This is a genomic window from Bradyrhizobium sp. B025, assembly GCF_042257955.1.
Lineage (GTDB): Bacteria > Pseudomonadota > Alphaproteobacteria > Rhizobiales > Xanthobacteraceae > Bradyrhizobium > Bradyrhizobium diazoefficiens.
The window spans coordinates 62127-79329 of sequence record NZ_CP170150.1; the positions used below are offsets into that span (position 1 = coordinate 62127).

Genomic DNA, 17203 nt, shown 5'->3' on the forward strand with positions numbered 1-17203 from the left:
ATGGCCGGCCCGCCCGCTTGTGGGGCAGCTTCCGACCAGTTGAGTAGCAGGGCGGGGGCTCCTTGCATCGCGTGGCCGCGGTCCCTTGTTGGGACGGATCGGCCCAGGCTTGCCCTCACACCACCCTCTTCCCAGCCCTCTCCGCCACCGCCTTCTGCACAAAATACATCGCGACCAGCGACACCATCGCCGATGCGACGACGACGTAGCCGATCCGGTCGAAATGGATCAGCGAGCCGTCCGGCGCTTGCGCGATGATCGCGCCGGCGAGCATCGAACCGAGCCCGCCGGAGAGCTGCTGGAGTGAGGCGCTGATCGCGCTGAACGAGCCGCGCTGGCTGGGGTCGGGGATCGCCGACATCAGCGCCTGCGACGGGATCATGCGCGAGAAGATGCCGACGAACATCAGGACGTTGACGAGGATCGCGGTCGCGAGCGAGACGTGGCCGAGATGGGTGTAGATCAGCACCATGATGACAGACACCACGCTGCCGAAGACAAACGTCGGATATTTGCCGAACGCGTCGCTCGCCCTGCCGACCAGCGGCCCCGTGACGATGCTGAACAGGCCGGAGACGAGATAGATCGTCGGCAAATGCAGCATGTCGATGCCGAGATTGTTCACGGTGTAGGCGCTGGAGAACGGCATCAGCATGTACCCGCCCGTCGCCAGCAATGTCGTGACCGCGAAGGCCAGCGTGTAGCGCTTCTGACCGACGGTCGCGATCAGATGGTGGAATGGGTTCTTGTCCTGCTTCAGCCGCAGATGCGCGTCGACCGGCTCCATGGCGAAGGCGATGATGGCGATCGCCGCGATCGACAGGCCGACGATCGCGGCGAAGCAGACATGCCAGTTCCAGTGATTGGCGAGAAACAGCCCGGCCGGAATGCCGAGCACCTGGCTCGCGGCGAACGCCGTCTGGACGAATCCCATCACGCGGCCGCGCAAATGCAGCGGGAACAGGTCGGTGATGATGGCCAGCACGACCGAGCCGATCACGCCGCCGAACAATCCGGTCACGATCCTGCCGAGCAGCAGCACATGGTAGGTCTGCGCCATTGCGCAGAGCAGGGTGCCGAGCGTGAAGCCGACATAGAAGAACAGCAGCAGGCGCTTGCGGTCGAAGCGGTCGGCAAAGCCGGCGGCCAAAATACCCGACAGTCCCGCGCTGAATGCGTAGGCCGACACCGCGACGCCGAATTGGGTGGCCGTGATGTCGAGCGCGGGCATCAGGATGGCGCCAAGCGGCGACATGATGATGAAATCGAGGATGATCGTGAACTGCGTGAACGCGAGCAGCGCGATGAGGAGCGCCTGGTAGCGCGAAAAGCCGCGCTGGCGGTCCTGTTGATCGTCGATAGGCGCAGCTAACGTCTGTTCGGTCATGACATCTCATTGGTGATGAGCGGGGCAAGGGCGCGGGGGATCGGCAACAGATGGGGTCGGTGGGGACGATTTTCACGGGGCGCATGACGCAAGTTGTGCCGGACCATGAAGCTCGCGCCGGGTTGTGGGATCCATGCAACAGCCCGGGGGCCGGAAGCCCTCTATCTCCGCTCGCAACCTTGATCGCGTGCCACGCACCTGCCGCCAGCTGCATGGCGGTGATCTGCCCGGCCCCGTGAGGGCATGACCGCGGTTGCGCGGACGGCCCGCAATGGCTACATCGCGGGCAATCCGAATTAGCCTATTGTGCCGACAGACCGATTCGACCCGAGGTTTTGAAACGCCATGACCGTACGCCTGCACCGCGGCGACCTGCCCGACCTGTCCCGCTACACCGGAGCGGTGGCGATCGACACCGAGACCATGGGGCTGAACCCGCACCGCGACCGGCTCTGCGTGGTGCAGCTCTCGCCCGGCGACGGCAGTGCCGACGTCGTGCAGATCCCCAAGGGCCACACCGACGCGCCGAACCTGAAGGCGCTCTTGGCCAATCCCGCCATCACCAAGATCTTCCACTTCGCGCGGTTCGACGTCGCGGTGCTGTACCAGAGCTTCGGCGTCATGACCGGGCCGATCTATTGCACCAAGATCGCCTCCCGCCTGACCCGCACCTATACCGACCGCCACGGCCTCAAGGACCTCGTGCGCGAGGTCCTCAATGTCGACCTTTCCAAGCAGCAGCAATCCAGCGACTGGGGCTCCGACAACCTGACCGAGCCGCAGCTCGCCTATGCCGCCTCCGACGTGCTGCACCTGCACGCCCTGCGCGAGCGGCTCGACGCCATGCTGGTGCGGGAAGGCCGTACGGGGCTGGCCAAGGCCTGCTTCGACTTCCTGCCGACCCGCGCCTTGCTCGACCTCCAGGGCTGGGCGGAAGAGGACATTTTCGCGCATTCCTGACACCTCGACGGGCGGCTAGGTTGGGCCAATCGCCCCGTTTCGGACACTTTCGTATCGGCCTGTCCGAGGCTGCATATTCAGGCGGCGCCGGGTACAATGGCGCGCACTTGACCGGACCAGGCGAGCGACACCTCAGGAGCCCAGGTGAATTCGGCCCAGAATCCCACCTACGACGCCGCGCTTGCGGCGAAGTTTGCCAGCGCGGCGCGTCACAGCCGCTTGGTGCGGATTCTGCGCGTCGCGGTCCCGGGCGCGGTGCTGTTGTCCCTGGCCGCCATCGTCGGCGTCTCGATCTTCAATCCATTTCGCATGCTGTTGCCGAAGCTGCCGCTCGATTCCGGAAACCTGGTGGTATCGGGCACCAAGATCACGATGGAATCGCCGCACCTCGCCGGCTACACGCCGGACCGGCGGCCGTACGAGCTCTGGGCCAAGACCGCGACGCAGGACATCACCGACCCCGACCATGTCGATCTCTCGGACCTTCGCGCAAAGGTCCTGATGGAAGATCAATCGACCCTGTTCCTCGATGCCCGCACCGGCCGCTTCGACAACAAGCAGCAGCAGCTCGACCTGCACAAGGACATCTTCCTGCGCACCTCGACCGGCTATGAGGCGCGGCTGAACTCGGCCTTCGTCGACATGGGCAAGGGCACGGTCTCGTCGGACGAACGAGTCGACGTCAAGCTGACCAACGGCACGCTGACCGCGGATCGGCTGCGCATCACGGAAGGCGGCGATCTCATCCGCTTCGAGGGCAATGTGGTGATGCATCTGGACAAGCTGGATGACCCCGCCGCTGCTCAGCCCGCGCCGGCCGAGCCGACGCCGCCGGTGAAGACACGTACGCCGCAGAACAAGTCCGCCAATTCAAAGTGATTTTCATGATCAGGTTTTTCCCGCGCAACGACAGCAAACGGTGCGCCGCCATCGGTGCGGCCGCGCTTGCCGCCACTGTCGCGCTGATGGCAACGGGCGCGGCGATCGCACAGAGCACGATGCAAGGCGTGCCGAATGCGATGCAGGGCTTCTCGCAGAACCGCGATCAGCCGATCCAGATCGAGGCCGCTTCGCTCGAGATGCGCGACAAGAAGAAGGAGGCGACCTTCGCCGGCAACGTGAAGGTCATCCAGGGCGACACCACCATGACCTCGAAGACGCTGGTGGTGTTCTACGAATCCGGCGGCGACAAGCCGGCGACGCCGCAGCCCGCGGCGAAGGGGGCCAAGGCGGCCCCGATGCAGTCGGCGACGCCGGGCCCGGGCGGCAGTTCCTCGATCAAGCGGCTGGAGGCGCGCGGCAATGTCGTGGTCACCCAGAAGGACCAGGTAGTCACCGGCGACACCGCCGTGTTCGACACCAAGACCAACCTCATCACCATGCTCGGCGGCACGGGCGGCCAGGTGGTCCTGACGCAGTGCAAGAACGTGCTGCGCGGTGACCGTCTGATGGTCGACATGACGACGGGCGTGTCGCGTGTGGAATCCGACAATGGCAGGGTGCAGGCCCTGCTGCCGCAGGGTGGCGGCAGTGATTGTGGCCAGGGGGCGCAGGGCGCCAAGCCCGGCGCGGCGTCGCCCCTGCAACTGCCCGGCGCAACTAAACCGAAGTAAATTCAACAGCTTGTGTCGGACGCTCCCGATCCGAGGTTGAAGCTTGCCCGGCGAGACTGTATCTAGCGCGCAGGGCTTTCGAAGCGGGGTCCTCCGCTTACCGGGCGTGTTTCACTGGGCATGAGACATCCCTTCACCCATGCTGCGTCGGCGAATCGTAACGCCGCTGCGGCAGATCGCGCGAAGACCGCGCAAAAAACTGCGCGAGGCTAGAAGGCGGGGATGGTCGATCTTTTCAGCATGTTCCGTCGGCGCCCCGCCAAGCGCGGCCGGCCAGGATTTGCACGTCAGGACATCACCGCGCTCGGTGACAGCGTCGGCGGGCTGGTGGCGAGCCCTGTGCGCGACGCGCCGCCGATCGCCCGGGACCAGCCGATGCACGCGCCCGACCACTTTCAGACCGATTATCAAACCGAGCCGCCGCGGGCGCAGGCGGTCCACCCGGTCAGGACCGCCGCCAGGCCGAACGGCGCCGGCGGGCCGCAGCTTCTGAAGCGGCCGGGCTTCCTGGCTGTGCATAGCGTGGAAAAGGCCTTTGGCAGCCGCCAGGTGGTGCGCGGCGTCAGCATCTATGTGCGCCGCGGCGAAGCGGTCGGCCTGCTCGGCCCGAACGGCGCCGGCAAGACCACCGTGTTCTACATGATCACCGGCCTGATCAAGGCCGATCGCGGCGCGATCGAGCTCGACGGCCACGACGTCACGAAACTCCCGATGTATCAGCGCGCGCGGCTCGGCATCGGCTATCTGCCGCAGGAAGCCTCGATCTTCCGCGGCCTCACCGTCGAGCAGAACATCCGCGCCGTGCTCGAAGTGGTCGAGCCTTCGCGCAAGAAGCGCGAGCAGCAGCTCGACTCGCTGCTCGACGAATTCAACATCACGCGCCTGCGCAAATCACCGTCGATCGCGTTGTCCGGCGGCGAGCGGCGCCGCGTCGAGATCGCGCGCGCGCTGGCGACGCGTCCGAACTACATGCTGCTCGACGAGCCCTTCGCCGGCATCGATCCGATCGCGGTCGGCGACATCCAGGATCTCGTCCGCCATCTCACCAATCGCGGCATCGGCGTGCTCATCACCGACCACAATGTGCGCGAGACGCTCGGCCTCACCGATCGTGCCTATATCGTCTATGCCGGGGAAATCTTGACCGAGGGCAGCCCGGATGAGATCGTCGCCGATCCGGACGTTCGCCGCCTTTACCTTGGCGAGGAATTCCGCCTCTAGCCTGTTTTTGCGTTACGTCAAGACGTGTACATCAGGCTCAGACTAGGATAAGCAAAAATCGGACCAACTTTTGGGATCGGTTCTTGCTTCATGGCGCTCACGCAGAGATTAGAGTTCCGGCAATCGCAGTCGCTGGTCATGACGCCGCAGCTGATGCAGGCGATCAAGCTGCTGCAATTGTCCAATCTCGATCTCACGACCTTCGTGGAAGAGGAACTCGAGCGTAATCCGCTGCTGGAGCGGGCCAATGACGAGGCCTCCGGCGGCGAAGCCCCGGCCGAGGCCGGCCAGTTCAGCGATTCCGACGGCGGCCACAACGACGAGCCGGGCGGCGGTCCGGGCGAGGCGTTCGAGCCGGGCCAGGAAGAATGGATGAGCAAGGATCTCGGCACCCGCGCCGAGATCGAGCAGACCCTGGACACGGGCCTGGACAATGTCTTCTCCGAGGAGCCGGCCGAGGCCGCGGCGCGCAACGCCCAGGACGCCGCGCCGACAACCTACACGGAATGGGGCGGCGGCGCCTCCGGCGACGAGGACTACAATCTCGAGGCGTTCGTCGCCGCCGAGGTCACGCTCGGCGATCATCTCGCCGAGCAGCTCTCGGTCGCATTCACCGCACCCGCGCAGCGCATGATCGGCCAGTACCTGATCGATCTCGTCGACGAGGCCGGCTATCTGCCGCCGGATCTCGGCCAGGCCGCCGAGCGACTTGGCGCCTCGCAGCGGGAGGTCGAGGACGTCCTGGCCGTGCTGCAAAAATTCGATCCGCCCGGCGTCTGCGCGCGCAATTTGAGCGAATGCCTGGCGATCCAGCTCCGCGAGCTCGACCGCTACGACCCGGCGATGCAGGCGCTGGTCGAGCATCTCGATCTCCTCGCCAAGCGCGACATCGCGGGCTTGCGCAAGGTTTGCGGCGTCGACGACGAGGACATCGCCGACATGATCGGCGAGATCCGCCGTCTCAACCCCAAGCCCGGCATGAAATTCGGCGCGGCGCGGCTCCAGACCATGGTGCCCGATGTCTATGTCCGTCCGGGTCCGGACGGCGGCTGGCATGTCGAGCTCAACAGCGACACCTTGCCGCGCGTGCTGGTCAACCAGACCTACTATTCCGAGCTGTCGAAGAAGATCGGCAAGGACGGCGACAAGTCCTATTTCACCGACGCGCTCCAGAACGCGACCTGGCTCGTGCGCGCGCTCGACCAGCGTGCCCGCACCATCCTGAAAGTTGCAACCGAGATCGTGCGCCAGCAGGACGGCTTCTTCACCCATGGCGTCGCGCACCTGCGGCCGCTGAACCTGAAGGCCGTCGCCGACGCCATCCAGATGCATGAATCCACGGTGTCGCGCGTCACCGCCAACAAATACATGGCGACCAATCGCGGCACGTTCGAGCTGAAATATTTCTTCACCGCCTCGATCGCCTCGGCCGACGGCGGCGAGGCGCATTCGGCCGAAGCCGTGCGCCACCACATCAAGCAGCTGATCGATTCGGAAGCGCCGGCCGCGATCCTGTCGGATGATACCATCGTGGAACGGTTACGCGCCTCGGGCATTGATATTGCCCGCCGCACGGTCGCGAAGTACCGCGAAGCCATGCGCATTCCTTCCTCGGTGCAACGTCGCCGCGACAAGCAGAGCGCTCTTGGTAACGTCCTCTCTACCGCAATGTCCGATCGCTCCCGCAACCCAGAGCCGGCCTGATTGCGCTGGCGCCAAATCGCGCTACTCTCAATCTCCCATCGAGACCGATCCATGCGCGCGCATGATCCGGACCCGGAGGGCCGCGCCAGCGCCAGGTGTGCAGCGGTTGTCCGCATGGATCACGCGCAGACAAGAACCTAACCAGGTGAGGTTCACATGACTCTCCGCATTTCGGGAAAGAGCGTCAGTGTCGGCGAGGCCCTGCGCGGCCGCGTTTCCGACCGGACCGAAGAGGTCCTGCGCAAATATTTCGACGGCAATTATTCCGGCCACATCACGCTGAGCAAGGATGGCTTCGGCTTCCGGACCGATTGCGCGCTGCATCTCGATTCGGGAATTACGCTGGAGGCCGATTCGAACGCGCCGGACGCCTATGCCAGCGCCGACCAGGCGCTCGTGATGATCGAGAAGCGGCTCAAGCGCTACAAGAGCCGGCTCAAGGACCGCTCGGCCCGCAAGGCCCATGTCGCCTCCGCCGCTCTCGCGGCCATGGACGCCACCAGCTACGTGCTGGAGGCGCCGGGCGAGGGTGAGGACGAGGACGAGGTCACCGGCTACAGCCCGGTGATCATCGCCGAGGCAACCACCTCGCTGAAGCAGCTGTCGGTCAGCGAAGCCGTCATGGAACTCGACCTCAGCGGGGCACCCTGCCTGGTGTTCCAGCATGGCTCCAGCGGCCGGGTGAACATCATTTACCGCCGGGCCGACGGCAATGTGGGCTGGGTCGACCCGCCCGGAGGCAAGGCAGATGGCAAAGCGGGCGGTTAAGGCCGGATTCGGGCCCCGTACGATCCGCAGGCCTTAACAATGACCGGGGCAAAGCCGCACGCAGGAGTTGGCACCGGGATTGCGTTGGAGTAGAAGCGCCCCACATCAGGACCGGGGCTAAGTCCCCCTCCTGCTTCACCTTCTTGACGCCGGCCCGGCGTGGTTTCTCTCCAAGCTGGCCAATTCGGAACCTGACGGTTTAATTCACCTCGGAAACCCTCCATGCCGATTACCGATCTGGTCGCACCCGAGGCGATTCTCCCGGCATTGAAGGTCAACAGCAAGAAGCAGGCCTTGCAGGAGCTCGCGGCCAAGGCTGCCGAGCTGACCGGGCAGAACGAGCGCGCCGTGTTCGAGGTGCTGCTGCAGCGGGAGAAGCTCGGCACCACCGCGGTCGGCTATGGCGTCGCGATTCCCCACGGCAAGCTGCCCAAGCTGGAAAAGATCTTCGGCCTGTTCGCGCGCCTCGATCGCCCGATCGATTTCGAATCGATGGACGGCCAGCCGGTCGATCTCGTCTTCCTGCTGCTCGCCCCCGAAGGGGCCGGCGCCGATCATCTCAAGGCGCTCGCCCGTATCGCCCGCCTGTTGCGCGACCAGGACATCGCCAAGAAGCTGCGCGCCTCGCGCGATGCCCAGGCGATCTACTCGGTGCTCGCGCTGCCGCCGGCGACGGCGGCCTAAGGCCGCCCGATCTGCTTTCTTGAGTGCGTTTAGAGGGTGCGCGACAGATAGCGTACCGTTTTGCTGCCCTTGTGGATGCTTGCGCGGCCGACCTCGGCAAATCCCAATGCAGCGTGAAAGGCATCCGACGCCGGATTCGGAGGCTGCTGGTTAACTTCGCAGACAATGCGATCGTACCCGGCCTCGGCCGCGCGATCGAACAGGTCGGCATAAAGCCGGCGCGCGCATCCCATGCCTCGAGCGGAAGCTGCGACCACGATCCGGTCGACATAGACAAAGCGCGCGTAGCGGGATCGAAACCACAGGAAGTTCGGGCTGTCGTATTGTCCGTCCTGATCCAATGCGATCATGAAAGCATCGAGATTGCCGATCCTGCGGGCGTAGAAGGCTTGCGCGACGAGGTCTTGCAGCCGCTCGCGCTCAAGCCATGACAACTCCTCTGCGTGGCTGTTGTTGAGCGCAAGCAGGGCGTCACAAAGCGGTGTGCCGGACGAAATCTCGAATTTGGTGACCGGGACGGGTGCGATCATGTTCATGGCGACGATCTACCAGCCGCGAGATGCAAAGCAAAACCGGCACAGGTTTGCTTGCCCGAACTTGTGGCGGCGCCTGCGGCGTAACCCTCACCCGTTCGAACCGAAGCCGCGCCGTCTGCGACTTATTTCGCAGCCGGGCGCTGTGATATCTCGTCACCATATCCACCGGCGACCGGCACGGCTTCGGCGCAGGAGTTTTGAGATATGGTTTGCGGTTCGATCGGCCGGGTCTTCGGCCTGCTTTGCTCGGTCACCATCGCCGCCACGGCCATGGCCCATGCCGACGAGGCATCCAACGACCGCGTCATCGCGGAAAAGACCGAGATCATTGTAGCCGACCCGACCAATGCGGTCGCTTACGAGTTGCGTGGCGAAGCCTGGTACATGAAGCGGGACAAGGACCGCGCCTTCGAGGACTGCAGCGCTGCGATACGGATCGATCCGAATTTCGGGCGGGCTTACAATTGTCGTGGGCGCGCCTATTCGGCCAAAGGCGATCGGGATCACGCTTTGGCCGACTACAACGAGGCCATTCGCCTCGATCCCGGCTACGGACCGTCTTACCCCTCGCGGGCGCAGGAATATTTCAACAGGCGCGACTTCGATCTCGCGATCGCCGGGTTCACCGAGGCGATCGAACGCAATCCCAAACAAGCCTATTTTGCGACTGTCATGAGAGGGGAGGCGTATGCGGCGAAGGGCGACACCGATCACGCCGTCGCCGATTACACCGAGGCCATGCAGCGGAATCCGGCGGCCGCGTGGCCCTACGAGCTGCGAAGCGCCGTCCATTTCGACAAAGGCGAGATCGACGAGGCTCTCGACGACTGCAACAGCGCGGTCCGTCTGGAGCCCGGGAGTGCCGGCGGCCATTATTGCCGGGCCGTCGTCCTCCTGAAAAAGGACGACCCCGATGGGGCCATCCGGGAGTTTGACGAAGTCACACGGATCGCTCCGGCTTTCGTGAAGGCCTATCTGGCGCGCGCCGTCGCCTGGCACAAGAAGGGCGACGACAAACATGCCATCGCCGATTTCGACGAAGCGATCAGGCTTCAGCCCGGCAATTCGACGGCCTACAACAATCGCGCCGCTGCGTTTCGCGACATGGGACAGCATGATCGCGCGCTCGCCGACTACAACGAGGCAATCCGGCTCGATCCCGGCAATCAGGTCGCTTTGGTCAATCGCGGCATCCTCTACATGAAGATGTCCGACGCCAAACATGCGCGCGCGGATTTCAACAGCGTGCTCGCGCTGCCGCCGACCGACAAATGGGCCACCGACACGGCGCGCGAAGGGCTTGGCTTTCTGAAATGACGCGTGGGTAGGGCAGTAGCCTCACACTCCGTCATTGCGAGAGTGCAGGCGATCTGTCGCCCAAATAGAAACGGGCACGCCTTCGTGCGAAGGCATGCCCGCTGAAATCCTATTCGTGCGACGCTCAGTGCACGCTGACGGCTTGCAGCTCGTTGCTCCAGGCGTTGGCGACCGCGGCTTCGCGGCTGTCGGTCAGCATGATCGGCGTGCCATCGGCGGCGTGGAGCGCGAAGAGCTTCAGGCCGGGCGCAATCTTCGGAGCCTCGGGGAACAGCCCAGGCACGTCCTCGGAGCGGATCTGCTTCACATAGGCGATATGGCCTTCGCCGAGGGTTGCCAGCGTCTCCGGAGAGACGTTCTTGGCTTCGTATTCGAACGCAACGTGACCTTCACTCATGGTCTCGACTCCTTCACAGAAACTAAGCGGTCGAGTCCGCTACTCGTTCCATTATTCGTGCTCATTGATAGCGATTGTCTTAACGATCCTCTCCGGTTCAGGCCGGGCCAGGTCGATCGACAACAACCCGTTCTTCAGATCCGCACCCAGCACCAGCATCCCCTCCGCCAGCACGAAGGTGCGCTGGAAGTGACGCGCGGCGATGCCGCGATGGATGTATTGCCGGGTCTTGTCGTCCTGCTGCCGCCCGCGGATCACGAGCTGGTTTTCCTCAATGGTTACATCGAGTTGGTCGCGCGTGAATCCGGCGACCGCCAGCGTGATGCGCAAACGCTCGGGCTGGCCGTCCGACCGGTCGCACCTCTCGATATTGTAGGGAGGGTAACCGTCGGCGCCTTTGACGACCCGATCGAGCACGCGCTCGATCTCGTCGAAGCCCAGAAGGAACGGACTGGAAAGCGTGGGAACACGAGACATAGTTTACAAAGTCCTCTCGAAGCGACTTTGGCATTTCAGGGCCCGGAAGCGGCGCCCCTTGGTCAGCAATATGGGCATATCCCCGTGGTGGTTCAAGGACGTAGCGCTGGGCTGTGGATTCATTGCTTCCAGCGGCGCCTGGCCCAACATCGCATAGATGCTCCAGGATCATCGTAGCCGGGAGCAGCCCCGGGTCATGACGAATCTGACCGACGATTTATCCCAATGAAAACAGGCCCCTTCTACTGTGCATGGGGTTGTTTTCGCGGTTTTTGATCGAGCGGCCCCGCGGAACCGCTCAGGCCTCCAGCCGCGTCCGCCCGTCGTCGCTGAAAAGGTGCAGCTTCGGCCGTATCGCGGCGACCCGGATTCTTGCCCCGATCGCTGGTGCCTCGGTGCCGGGGATGCGGACGATGACCTCGCCGGGCGGCAGCTCGCCGGGCGTGGCGGCGACCCGCTGGTCTTCCTGCTCGCGGGAACCGTAGACGAAGGTCTCGGCGCCGACGCGCTCGATCGCTTCCACGGTGAGCGGCAGGGCGACGCCGCCGGCTGGGGTCTGGTCGGTGATGACGAAATCCTCCGGGCGGATGCCGAGGACGCCGGCCTCAGTCGCACTGCCACCGAGCTGCGATTTGATCTCGTCGGAGCGCGTCGACATCAGATTCATCGGCGGTGCTCCGATGAACGAGGCGACGAAGGTCGTGGCCGGCTTCTCGTAGATCGCCAGGGGATTGCCGACCTGCTCGACCTGTCCGCCGTTCATCACGACGAGAACGTCGGCGAGCGTCATCGCCTCGAGCTGGTCGTGGGTGACGTAGATCGAGGTCGTGTTGAGCCGGCGCTGCAATTTGCGGATCTCGACGCGCATCGCGATGCGCAGCTTGGCATCGAGGTTCGAGAGCGGCTCGTCGAACAAAAACACCTTCGGCTGGCGCACGATGGCGCGACCCATCGCGACGCGCTGGCGCTGGCCGCCGGAGAGCTGGCGCGGCTTGCGCTCCAGCATCGAGGTGAGCTCGAGCACGCGCGCGGCTTCCTCGACGCGGGTCTTGATCTCGGCTTCCGCCATGCCGCGGTTGCGCAGGCCGTAAGCCATGTTGTTGTAGACGCTCATATGCGGATAGAGCGCGTAGTTCTGGAACACCATCGCGATGTCGCGATCGGCGGGCTCGATCTGGTTGACGACGCGGCCGCCGATGTCGATCTCGCCGCCGGTGACGGTCTCGAGCCCCGCAACCATGCGCAGCAGCGTGGACTTGCCGCAGCCGGAGGGGCCGACCAGCACGCAGAACTGCCCGTCGGCGACATCGACGTTGACGCCTTTGATGGCCTCGAAGCCGCCGGTGTAGGTCTTGCGGACATTGCGCAGGGTGACGTTAGCCATGAAAACTCACTTCCAAGAACCTACTTTTCCGTCTCGACCAGGCCGCGCACGAACAGTCTCTGCATGGCGACGACGACGAACACCGGCGGCAGCATGGCCAGCACGGCGGTCGCCATCACGATCGGCCATTCGGTCAGCGCGTCGGTGGTGGTGATCATCTTGCGGATGCCGACCTGGATGGTCTGCATGTCGTCGCGGGTGGTGATGAGCAGCGGCCAGAGATATTGATTCCAGCCGAGGATGAACAGGATCACGAACAGCGCCGCCATGTTGGTGCGCGACAGCGGCAGCAGCGTGTCCCAGAAGAAGCGCAAGGGACCGGCGCCGTCGATGCGCGAGGCCTCCAGCAATTCGTCCGGCACGGTCATGAAGAACTGGCGGAACAGCAGCGTCGCGGTGGCCGATGCGATCAGCGGCAGCGACAGGCCCGCATAGCTGTCGAGCATGTGCAGGTCGGCGACGATCTTGTAGGTCGGATAGATGCGGACCTCGACCGGCAGCATCAAGGTGATGAAGATGATCCAGAAGATCGCCATCCGGAACGGAAAGCGGAAATACACGATCGCATAGGCCGAGATGATCGAGATCGCGATCTTGCCGATCGCGATCGCCAGCGCCATCACCAGCGAATTGAGCATCATGTTGCCGACGGGCTCGCGGGTCGAGCCGCTCGTGCCGACGAAGATGGTCTGGTAGTAGACCTCGAAGAAGTGCCCGCCCGGCAGCAGCGACATCTGCCCGTTCGCGATCAGTGCGTTGTCCTGGGTCGAGGCGACGATCGCGATGTAGACCGGGAATGCGACGATCGCGATCCCGATCCAGAGAATGAAATGGGCGACGTAGCGCCTGATGCCCTCGTCCTCGACCATCAGTAGGTCACCTTGCGTTCGACGAAGCGGAACTGGATTCCCGTCAGCACGATGACCATGACCATCAGGATCACCGATTGCGCCGCCGAGCTGCCGAGATTGCCGCCGAGCCGGCCGTCGGAATAGACCTTGTAGACCAGCGTGACCGTCGATGTTCCGGGCCCGCCGCGGGTCATGGTGTCGATGATGCCGAAGGTGTCGAAGAAGGCGTAGACGATGTTGACGACCAGCAGGAAGAAGATCGTGGGCGACAGCAGCGGGAAGGTCACGGTCCAGAACCGCCGCATCGGCCGCGCGCCGTCGATCGCGGCGGCCTCGAACACGCTTTTCGGGATGGCTTGCAGGCCGGCGAGGAAGAACAGGAAATTATAGGAGATCTGCTTCCACGCGGCGGCGAGGATGATCAGCGCTGCGGCCTGGTTGCCGTCGAGCAGCGGATTCCAGTCGACGCCCAGGCCGCGCAGATAGCGCGAGAGCACGCCAAGCGAGGGATGCAGCATGAAGATCCAGAGCACGCCGACCACGGGCGGCGCGACCGCATAGGGCCAGATCAGGAGCGTGCGGTAGAGCATCGAGCCGCGCAGCGGCTTGTCGGCCATCACGGCGAGCAGCAGCGCAAAGGACAGCGACGAGACGGCGATCGCGAACGAGAAGAAGAAGGTGCGGACGATCGCCTCGAAATAGGCAGGATCCCTGAACAGCTCGATGTAATTGTCGAACCAGACAAAGGTGCTCGACAGACCAAAGGCATCCTGGAGCAGGAAGGACTGGATCACCGCCTGCAGGGCCGGCCAGTAGAAGAAAATCAGGACGATCGCGAGCTGCGGCGCAACCAGCGCGTAAGGCAATAGCTTTGACTGGAAAATGGCTTGCTTTTGCATGATGTCAGCAGAAGCGGCAGGCCGGGTCGCGGCCTGCCGCTTCGATGCCTCACTTCACAGCGGTCTTTTCGAACTGCCGCAGCATCGTGTTGCCGCGTTCGACAGCGGCGTCGAGCGCCTGCTTGGCGGTCTTCTTGCCGGCCAGCGCCTGCTCGATCTCTTCCGACCAGACGTCACGCAGCTGCACCATGTTGCCGAGGCGCAGACCGCGCGAGTTCTCGGTCGGCTCCTTGTTGGTCAGCTCGAGCAGCGGGGTCTCGAGATAGGGCTGGTCCTTGTAGAAGCCCTCGGCCTTGGCCTTCTCATAGGCCGCCTTGGTGATCGGCAGATAGCCGGAGGCCTTGTGGATGTAGACTTGGCGATCGGTGTCGGAGAGGAACGTCAGGAATTTTGCGACGCCCTTGTATTCCTCGGCCGACTTGCCGCCCATGACCCAGAGCGAAGCGCCGCCGATGATCGAGTTCTGCGGCGCGCCCTTGACGTCGGGATAATAGGGCATCGGCACGGCGTTGAAGTTGAACTTGGCCTGTGCCTTGACGTTGCCGAAGAAGGCCGACGACGTCAGGTAGATCGCGCACTCACCCGAGGTGAAGCGGCCTTCGCCGGTGTTGGTGCGGCCGGCGTAGTCGTAGGTCTTGTCCTTCTGAAGTTCGACCAGCTTCTCGAGATGCTTGACCTGGAGCGGGCCGTTGAACTCGAGCTTGGTGTCGAAGCCGTCGAGGCCGTTCGCCTTGGTCGAGAGCGGCACGTTGTGCCAGGCGGAGAGCTGCTCGAGGTTGACCCAGGTGATCCATGAGCCGGAGAAGCCGCAGGTCGGATGACCGTTGTCGTGCAGCTTCTTGGCGACCTCGAACACTTCGGGCCAGGTCTTCGGGATCTCGGCGTTGACCTTCTTGAACTCGTCGAGGTTGACCCACATCACGGTCGAGGACGAGTTGAAGGGGAACGACAGCATCTCGCCCTTCGACGTGGAGTAGTAGCCGGTGATGGCGGGCAGATAGATCTTGGGATCGAACTTCTCGCCGGCGTCGGCCATCAGCTTGTAGACGGGCTTCACGGCGCCGGTCGCGGCCATCATGGTCGCGGTGCCGACTTCGAACACCTGCATGATGTGCGGCGCGTTGCCGGCACGGAACGCGGCGATGCCCGCGTTCATCGTGTCGGGATAGTTGCCCTTGTAGGTCGGGATGACCTTGTAGTCGCTCTGCGACGCGTTGAAGTCGGTGGCAAGCTTGACGATGACGTCGTTGTTGGCGCCGGTCATCGCGTGCCACCACTGGATTTCGGTCACGGCCAGGGCCGGCGAGGCCGACATGCCGACCGTGATTGCAAATGCGGCAGCCGCCCCAAAGTGTCGAAGTGCCATCAAGAAAACCTCCCTTGGCCGTCAATAAAGAAGCGCTTGCGCTAGCAGCGCCATATGACGTTCACATGACTGTGTAAGCGGCCGAAACGAAAGCGGCAAGCGTTGGAAAAGGGAAGCCGTCAAATAGGCGAATGCGACGCGGACAGCCTCGTCCGTTCGCGCTGCACACGCGTGGGTCGCGCCGCAGTGCGGCATTGCTCGTGTGAGGTCGACGATCAGGCCGCGGGCTCCAAAACCTCTCCCGCTTGCGGGAGAGGTCGCGCCGAAGGCGCGGGTGAGGGCTCTCTCCTCTGGGGGATTGTCCCATTGCGGAGACACCCTCTCCCCAACCCTCTCCCGCAGGCGGGAGAGGGAGCGCAGCATCGTTGCCCTAGCGCTTGCGCTCGGGGCCGCAGACCGTGCCCTTCTCGACCATCGCGTCGATCTCGGCCTTGGAATATCCGAACTCGCCCAGCACCTCCGCCGAGTGCTGGCTGAATTTCGGCGGCAGCCGGCGCAGGCTCGGCTTGCTGCGATCGAGCCGGATCGGCGAGGCGACGCCCTTGTACCAGTCCTTCTCGATAATATCGCCGCGGTAGATCGTGTGCGGGTTCGTCAACGCCTGGTCGATCTTCTGCACCGGGCCCGCGGGCAGGCCCGCCGCGAGCAGGCGATTGCAGAGCGGCTCGGCCTCATGCTGGCTGAACACCGCGGCAAGCTCGGCGCGCAGCGCCTCGCGATTGGCGATGCGGTCTTTGTTGCGTGCAAAGCGCGGATCGGTGCCGAGCTCGGGCTTGCCGATCTCCTTGGCGAGCTTGCGGAAGGTGCCGTCATTGCCGACGCCGATGAAGATGTTGTCGGTCCTGGTCGGGAAGATCGCGTAAGGCACGAGATTCGGATGCTCGTTGCCGGTGAGGCCCGGCGGCTTGCCATGCATGAAATAGTTCGCGGTGTGCGGATGCATGATGGCAAGGCCGGTCTCGTACAGCGTGGTCTCCAGGAACTGGCCCTTGCCCGAGCGCTGCCGCTCCGACAGCGCCATCAGGATGCCGATCGCTGCATAGAGGCCGGTCGTGATGTCGACCAGCGGCACGCCGATCCGCATCGGGCCGCTTTCGGGCGAGCCGGTGGCCGCGATCATGCCGGTCATGGCCTGGATGATGGCATCATAGCCGGGATTGCCGCCGCGCGGGCCGTCGGCGCCGAAGCCGCAGATCCGGCAATGCACGAGGCGCGGGAATTTCTCGCGCAGCACCTCGTTGCCGATGCCCCATTTCTCCAGCGTGCCCGGCTTGAAATTCTCGATCAGGACGTCGGCCGTCTCCAGCATCTTGAGCAGCACGACGCGGCCGCCCTCGGAGGCGAGGTCGAGGCCGATCGAGCGCTTGTTGCGGTTGATGCCGATGAAATAGGCCGCGTCCTCGTCGTGGAAGGGAGGGCCCCAGTCGCGCACCTCGTCGCCGGCGGGCGGCTCGACCTTGATCACGTCGGCGCCATGGTCGGCGAGGATCTGGGTGCAGTAGGGGCCGCCGAGCACGCGCGTGAGATCGATGACGCGCAATCCGCTCATTGCACCCATAACGGCTTCAGTCATGCCTTCGCTTCCCCTGTGTCGGTCGTTGGATCACAGGCCTAGCGAGATTTATTTGCGCCAGCAATG

The 17203-nt window shown here is 64.1% G+C and carries 17 protein-coding genes; 8 read left to right on the forward strand and 9 right to left on the reverse strand.

Features of this window, described 5'->3' with window-relative positions; genetic code table 11:
• Positions 1-115: 115 nt before the first annotated feature.
• The gene (locus ACE10W_RS00300) at positions 116-1387 is read right to left on the reverse strand and encodes an MFS transporter (RefSeq protein WP_304549936.1); all 1272 of its coding nucleotides are present in this window, start codon (positions 1385-1387) and stop codon (positions 116-118) included.
• Between the two features lie 345 nt (positions 1388-1732).
• Here ACE10W_RS00300 and ACE10W_RS00305 point away from each other — a divergent pair, with 345 nt between their 5' ends.
• The 7 genes from ACE10W_RS00305 to ptsN all read left to right on the forward strand — a co-directional run bounded on the left by ACE10W_RS00305 (position 1733) and on the right by ptsN (position 8337).
• Entirely contained in the window at positions 1733-2347 is a 615-nt protein-coding gene (locus ACE10W_RS00305; protein ID WP_304549937.1) for a ribonuclease D, read from the forward strand.
• Positions 2348-2491: 144 nt separating this feature from the next.
• Positions 2492-3226 carry an LPS export ABC transporter periplasmic protein LptC gene (lptC, locus tag ACE10W_RS00310; protein ID WP_011083545.1) on the forward strand — a complete coding sequence of 245 codons (735 nt, stop codon included), beginning with the start codon at positions 2492-2494 and terminating at the stop codon, positions 3224-3226.
• Positions 3227-3231: 5 nt separating this feature from the next.
• Complete coding sequence (locus tag ACE10W_RS00315) at positions 3232-3960, forward strand: LptA/OstA family protein (protein ID WP_304549940.1); 729 nt, start codon at positions 3232-3234, stop codon at positions 3958-3960.
• A gap of 222 nt (positions 3961-4182) precedes the next feature.
• Entirely contained in the window at positions 4183-5181 is a 999-nt protein-coding gene (gene lptB / locus ACE10W_RS00320) for an LPS export ABC transporter ATP-binding protein (protein WP_304549942.1), read from the forward strand.
• Between the two features lie 90 nt (positions 5182-5271).
• Positions 5272-6885, forward strand: coding sequence for an RNA polymerase factor sigma-54 (gene rpoN, locus ACE10W_RS00325; protein ID WP_304549944.1), 1614 nt, complete (start codon positions 5272-5274; stop codon positions 6883-6885).
• Positions 6886-7041: 156 nt separating this feature from the next.
• Entirely contained in the window at positions 7042-7653 is a 612-nt protein-coding gene (hpf, locus tag ACE10W_RS00330; protein ID WP_011083549.1) for a ribosome hibernation-promoting factor, HPF/YfiA family, read from the forward strand.
• Positions 7654-7875: 222 nt separating this feature from the next.
• The gene (gene ptsN, locus ACE10W_RS00335; RefSeq protein ID WP_011083550.1) at positions 7876-8337 is read left to right on the forward strand and encodes a PTS IIA-like nitrogen regulatory protein PtsN; all 462 of its coding nucleotides are present in this window, start codon (positions 7876-7878) and stop codon (positions 8335-8337) included.
• A gap of 29 nt (positions 8338-8366) precedes the next feature.
• On the opposite strand, the gene ACE10W_RS00340 is transcribed toward ptsN, so the two are convergent.
• Positions 8367-8867: a GNAT family N-acetyltransferase gene (locus tag ACE10W_RS00340; RefSeq protein WP_231166755.1), complete on the reverse strand. Its 501-nt coding sequence runs from the start codon at positions 8865-8867 to the stop codon at positions 8367-8369.
• 210 nt (positions 8868-9077) lie between these two features.
• Here ACE10W_RS00340 and ACE10W_RS00345 point away from each other — a divergent pair, with 210 nt between their 5' ends.
• Positions 9078-10190: a tetratricopeptide repeat protein gene (locus ACE10W_RS00345; RefSeq protein ID WP_375762497.1), complete on the forward strand. Its 1113-nt coding sequence runs from the start codon at positions 9078-9080 to the stop codon at positions 10188-10190.
• A 124-nt stretch (positions 10191-10314) separates the two neighbouring features.
• Here ACE10W_RS00345 and ACE10W_RS00350 read toward each other — a convergent pair whose 3' ends face one another.
• The 7 genes from ACE10W_RS00350 to ACE10W_RS00380 form a co-directional block, all read right to left on the reverse strand.
• On the reverse strand, positions 10315-10587 hold the full coding sequence (locus tag ACE10W_RS00350) for a DUF1150 domain-containing protein (protein ID WP_011083553.1): 273 nt from the start codon (positions 10585-10587) through the stop codon (positions 10315-10317).
• Positions 10588-10638: 51 nt separating this feature from the next.
• A complete protein-coding gene (locus ACE10W_RS00355) occupies positions 10639-11064 on the reverse strand; it encodes an Hsp20 family protein (RefSeq protein WP_011083554.1) in 426 nt (141 codons plus the stop codon).
• Positions 11065-11362: 298 nt separating this feature from the next.
• Positions 11363-12448 (reverse strand): sn-glycerol-3-phosphate import ATP-binding protein UgpC, encoded by a 1086-nt coding sequence (locus ACE10W_RS00360; protein WP_028172487.1) that lies wholly within the window; start codon positions 12446-12448, stop codon positions 11363-11365.
• Positions 12449-12468: 20 nt separating this feature from the next.
• A complete protein-coding gene (ugpE, locus tag ACE10W_RS00365) occupies positions 12469-13317 on the reverse strand; it encodes a sn-glycerol-3-phosphate ABC transporter permease UgpE (protein ID WP_304549955.1) in 849 nt (282 codons plus the stop codon).
• Positions 13317-14198 (reverse strand): sn-glycerol-3-phosphate ABC transporter permease UgpA, encoded by an 882-nt coding sequence (gene ugpA, locus ACE10W_RS00370; RefSeq protein ID WP_304549956.1) that lies wholly within the window; start codon positions 14196-14198, stop codon positions 13317-13319. The genes ugpE and ugpA overlap by 1 nt, the downstream gene beginning before the upstream one ends.
• 49 nt (positions 14199-14247) lie before the next feature.
• Positions 14248-15564: a sn-glycerol-3-phosphate ABC transporter substrate-binding protein UgpB gene (ugpB, locus tag ACE10W_RS00375; protein ID WP_011083558.1), complete on the reverse strand. Its 1317-nt coding sequence runs from the start codon at positions 15562-15564 to the stop codon at positions 14248-14250.
• A 370-nt stretch (positions 15565-15934) separates the two neighbouring features.
• Entirely contained in the window at positions 15935-17137 is a 1203-nt protein-coding gene (locus tag ACE10W_RS00380) for a CaiB/BaiF CoA-transferase family protein (RefSeq protein ID WP_304549958.1), read from the reverse strand.
• Positions 17138-17203 lie beyond the last annotated feature (66 nt).

Excerpts from the sequence above, each read along its gene's own strand:
- rpoN (WP_304549944.1), top strand. The coding sequence starts at position 5,272 with ATGGCGCTCACGCAGAGATTAGAGTTCCGGCAATCGCAGTCGCTGGTC.
- ACE10W_RS00345 (WP_375762497.1), top strand. The coding sequence starts at position 9,078 with ATGGTTTGCGGTTCGATCGGCCGGGTCTTCGGCCTGCTTTGCTCGGTC.
- lptB (WP_304549942.1), top strand. The coding sequence starts at position 4,183 with ATGGTCGATCTTTTCAGCATGTTCCGTCGGCGCCCCGCCAAGCGCGGC.
- ugpA (WP_304549956.1), bottom strand. The coding sequence starts at position 14,198 with ATGCAAAAGCAAGCCATTTTCCAGTCAAAGCTATTGCCTTACGCGCTG.
- ACE10W_RS00380 (WP_304549958.1), bottom strand. The coding sequence starts at position 17,137 with ATGACTGAAGCCGTTATGGGTGCAATGAGCGGATTGCGCGTCATCGAT.
- ACE10W_RS00340 (WP_231166755.1), bottom strand. The coding sequence starts at position 8,867 with ATGATCGCACCCGTCCCGGTCACCAAATTCGAGATTTCGTCCGGCACA.
- ugpB (WP_011083558.1), bottom strand. The coding sequence starts at position 15,564 with ATGGCACTTCGACACTTTGGGGCGGCTGCCGCATTTGCAATCACGGTC.
- ACE10W_RS00300 (WP_304549936.1), bottom strand. The coding sequence starts at position 1,387 with ATGACCGAACAGACGTTAGCTGCGCCTATCGACGATCAACAGGACCGC.
- ACE10W_RS00360 (WP_028172487.1), bottom strand. The coding sequence starts at position 12,448 with ATGGCTAACGTCACCCTGCGCAATGTCCGCAAGACCTACACCGGCGGC.
- hpf (WP_011083549.1), top strand. The coding sequence starts at position 7,042 with ATGACTCTCCGCATTTCGGGAAAGAGCGTCAGTGTCGGCGAGGCCCTG.
- ACE10W_RS00350 (WP_011083553.1), bottom strand. The coding sequence starts at position 10,587 with ATGAGTGAAGGTCACGTTGCGTTCGAATACGAAGCCAAGAACGTCTCT.
- ACE10W_RS00315 (WP_304549940.1), top strand. The coding sequence starts at position 3,232 with ATGATCAGGTTTTTCCCGCGCAACGACAGCAAACGGTGCGCCGCCATC.
- ACE10W_RS00355 (WP_011083554.1), bottom strand. The coding sequence starts at position 11,064 with ATGTCTCGTGTTCCCACGCTTTCCAGTCCGTTCCTTCTGGGCTTCGAC.
- ACE10W_RS00305 (WP_304549937.1), top strand. The coding sequence starts at position 1,733 with ATGACCGTACGCCTGCACCGCGGCGACCTGCCCGACCTGTCCCGCTAC.
- ptsN (WP_011083550.1), top strand. The coding sequence starts at position 7,876 with ATGCCGATTACCGATCTGGTCGCACCCGAGGCGATTCTCCCGGCATTG.
- ugpE (WP_304549955.1), bottom strand. The coding sequence starts at position 13,317 with ATGGTCGAGGACGAGGGCATCAGGCGCTACGTCGCCCATTTCATTCTC.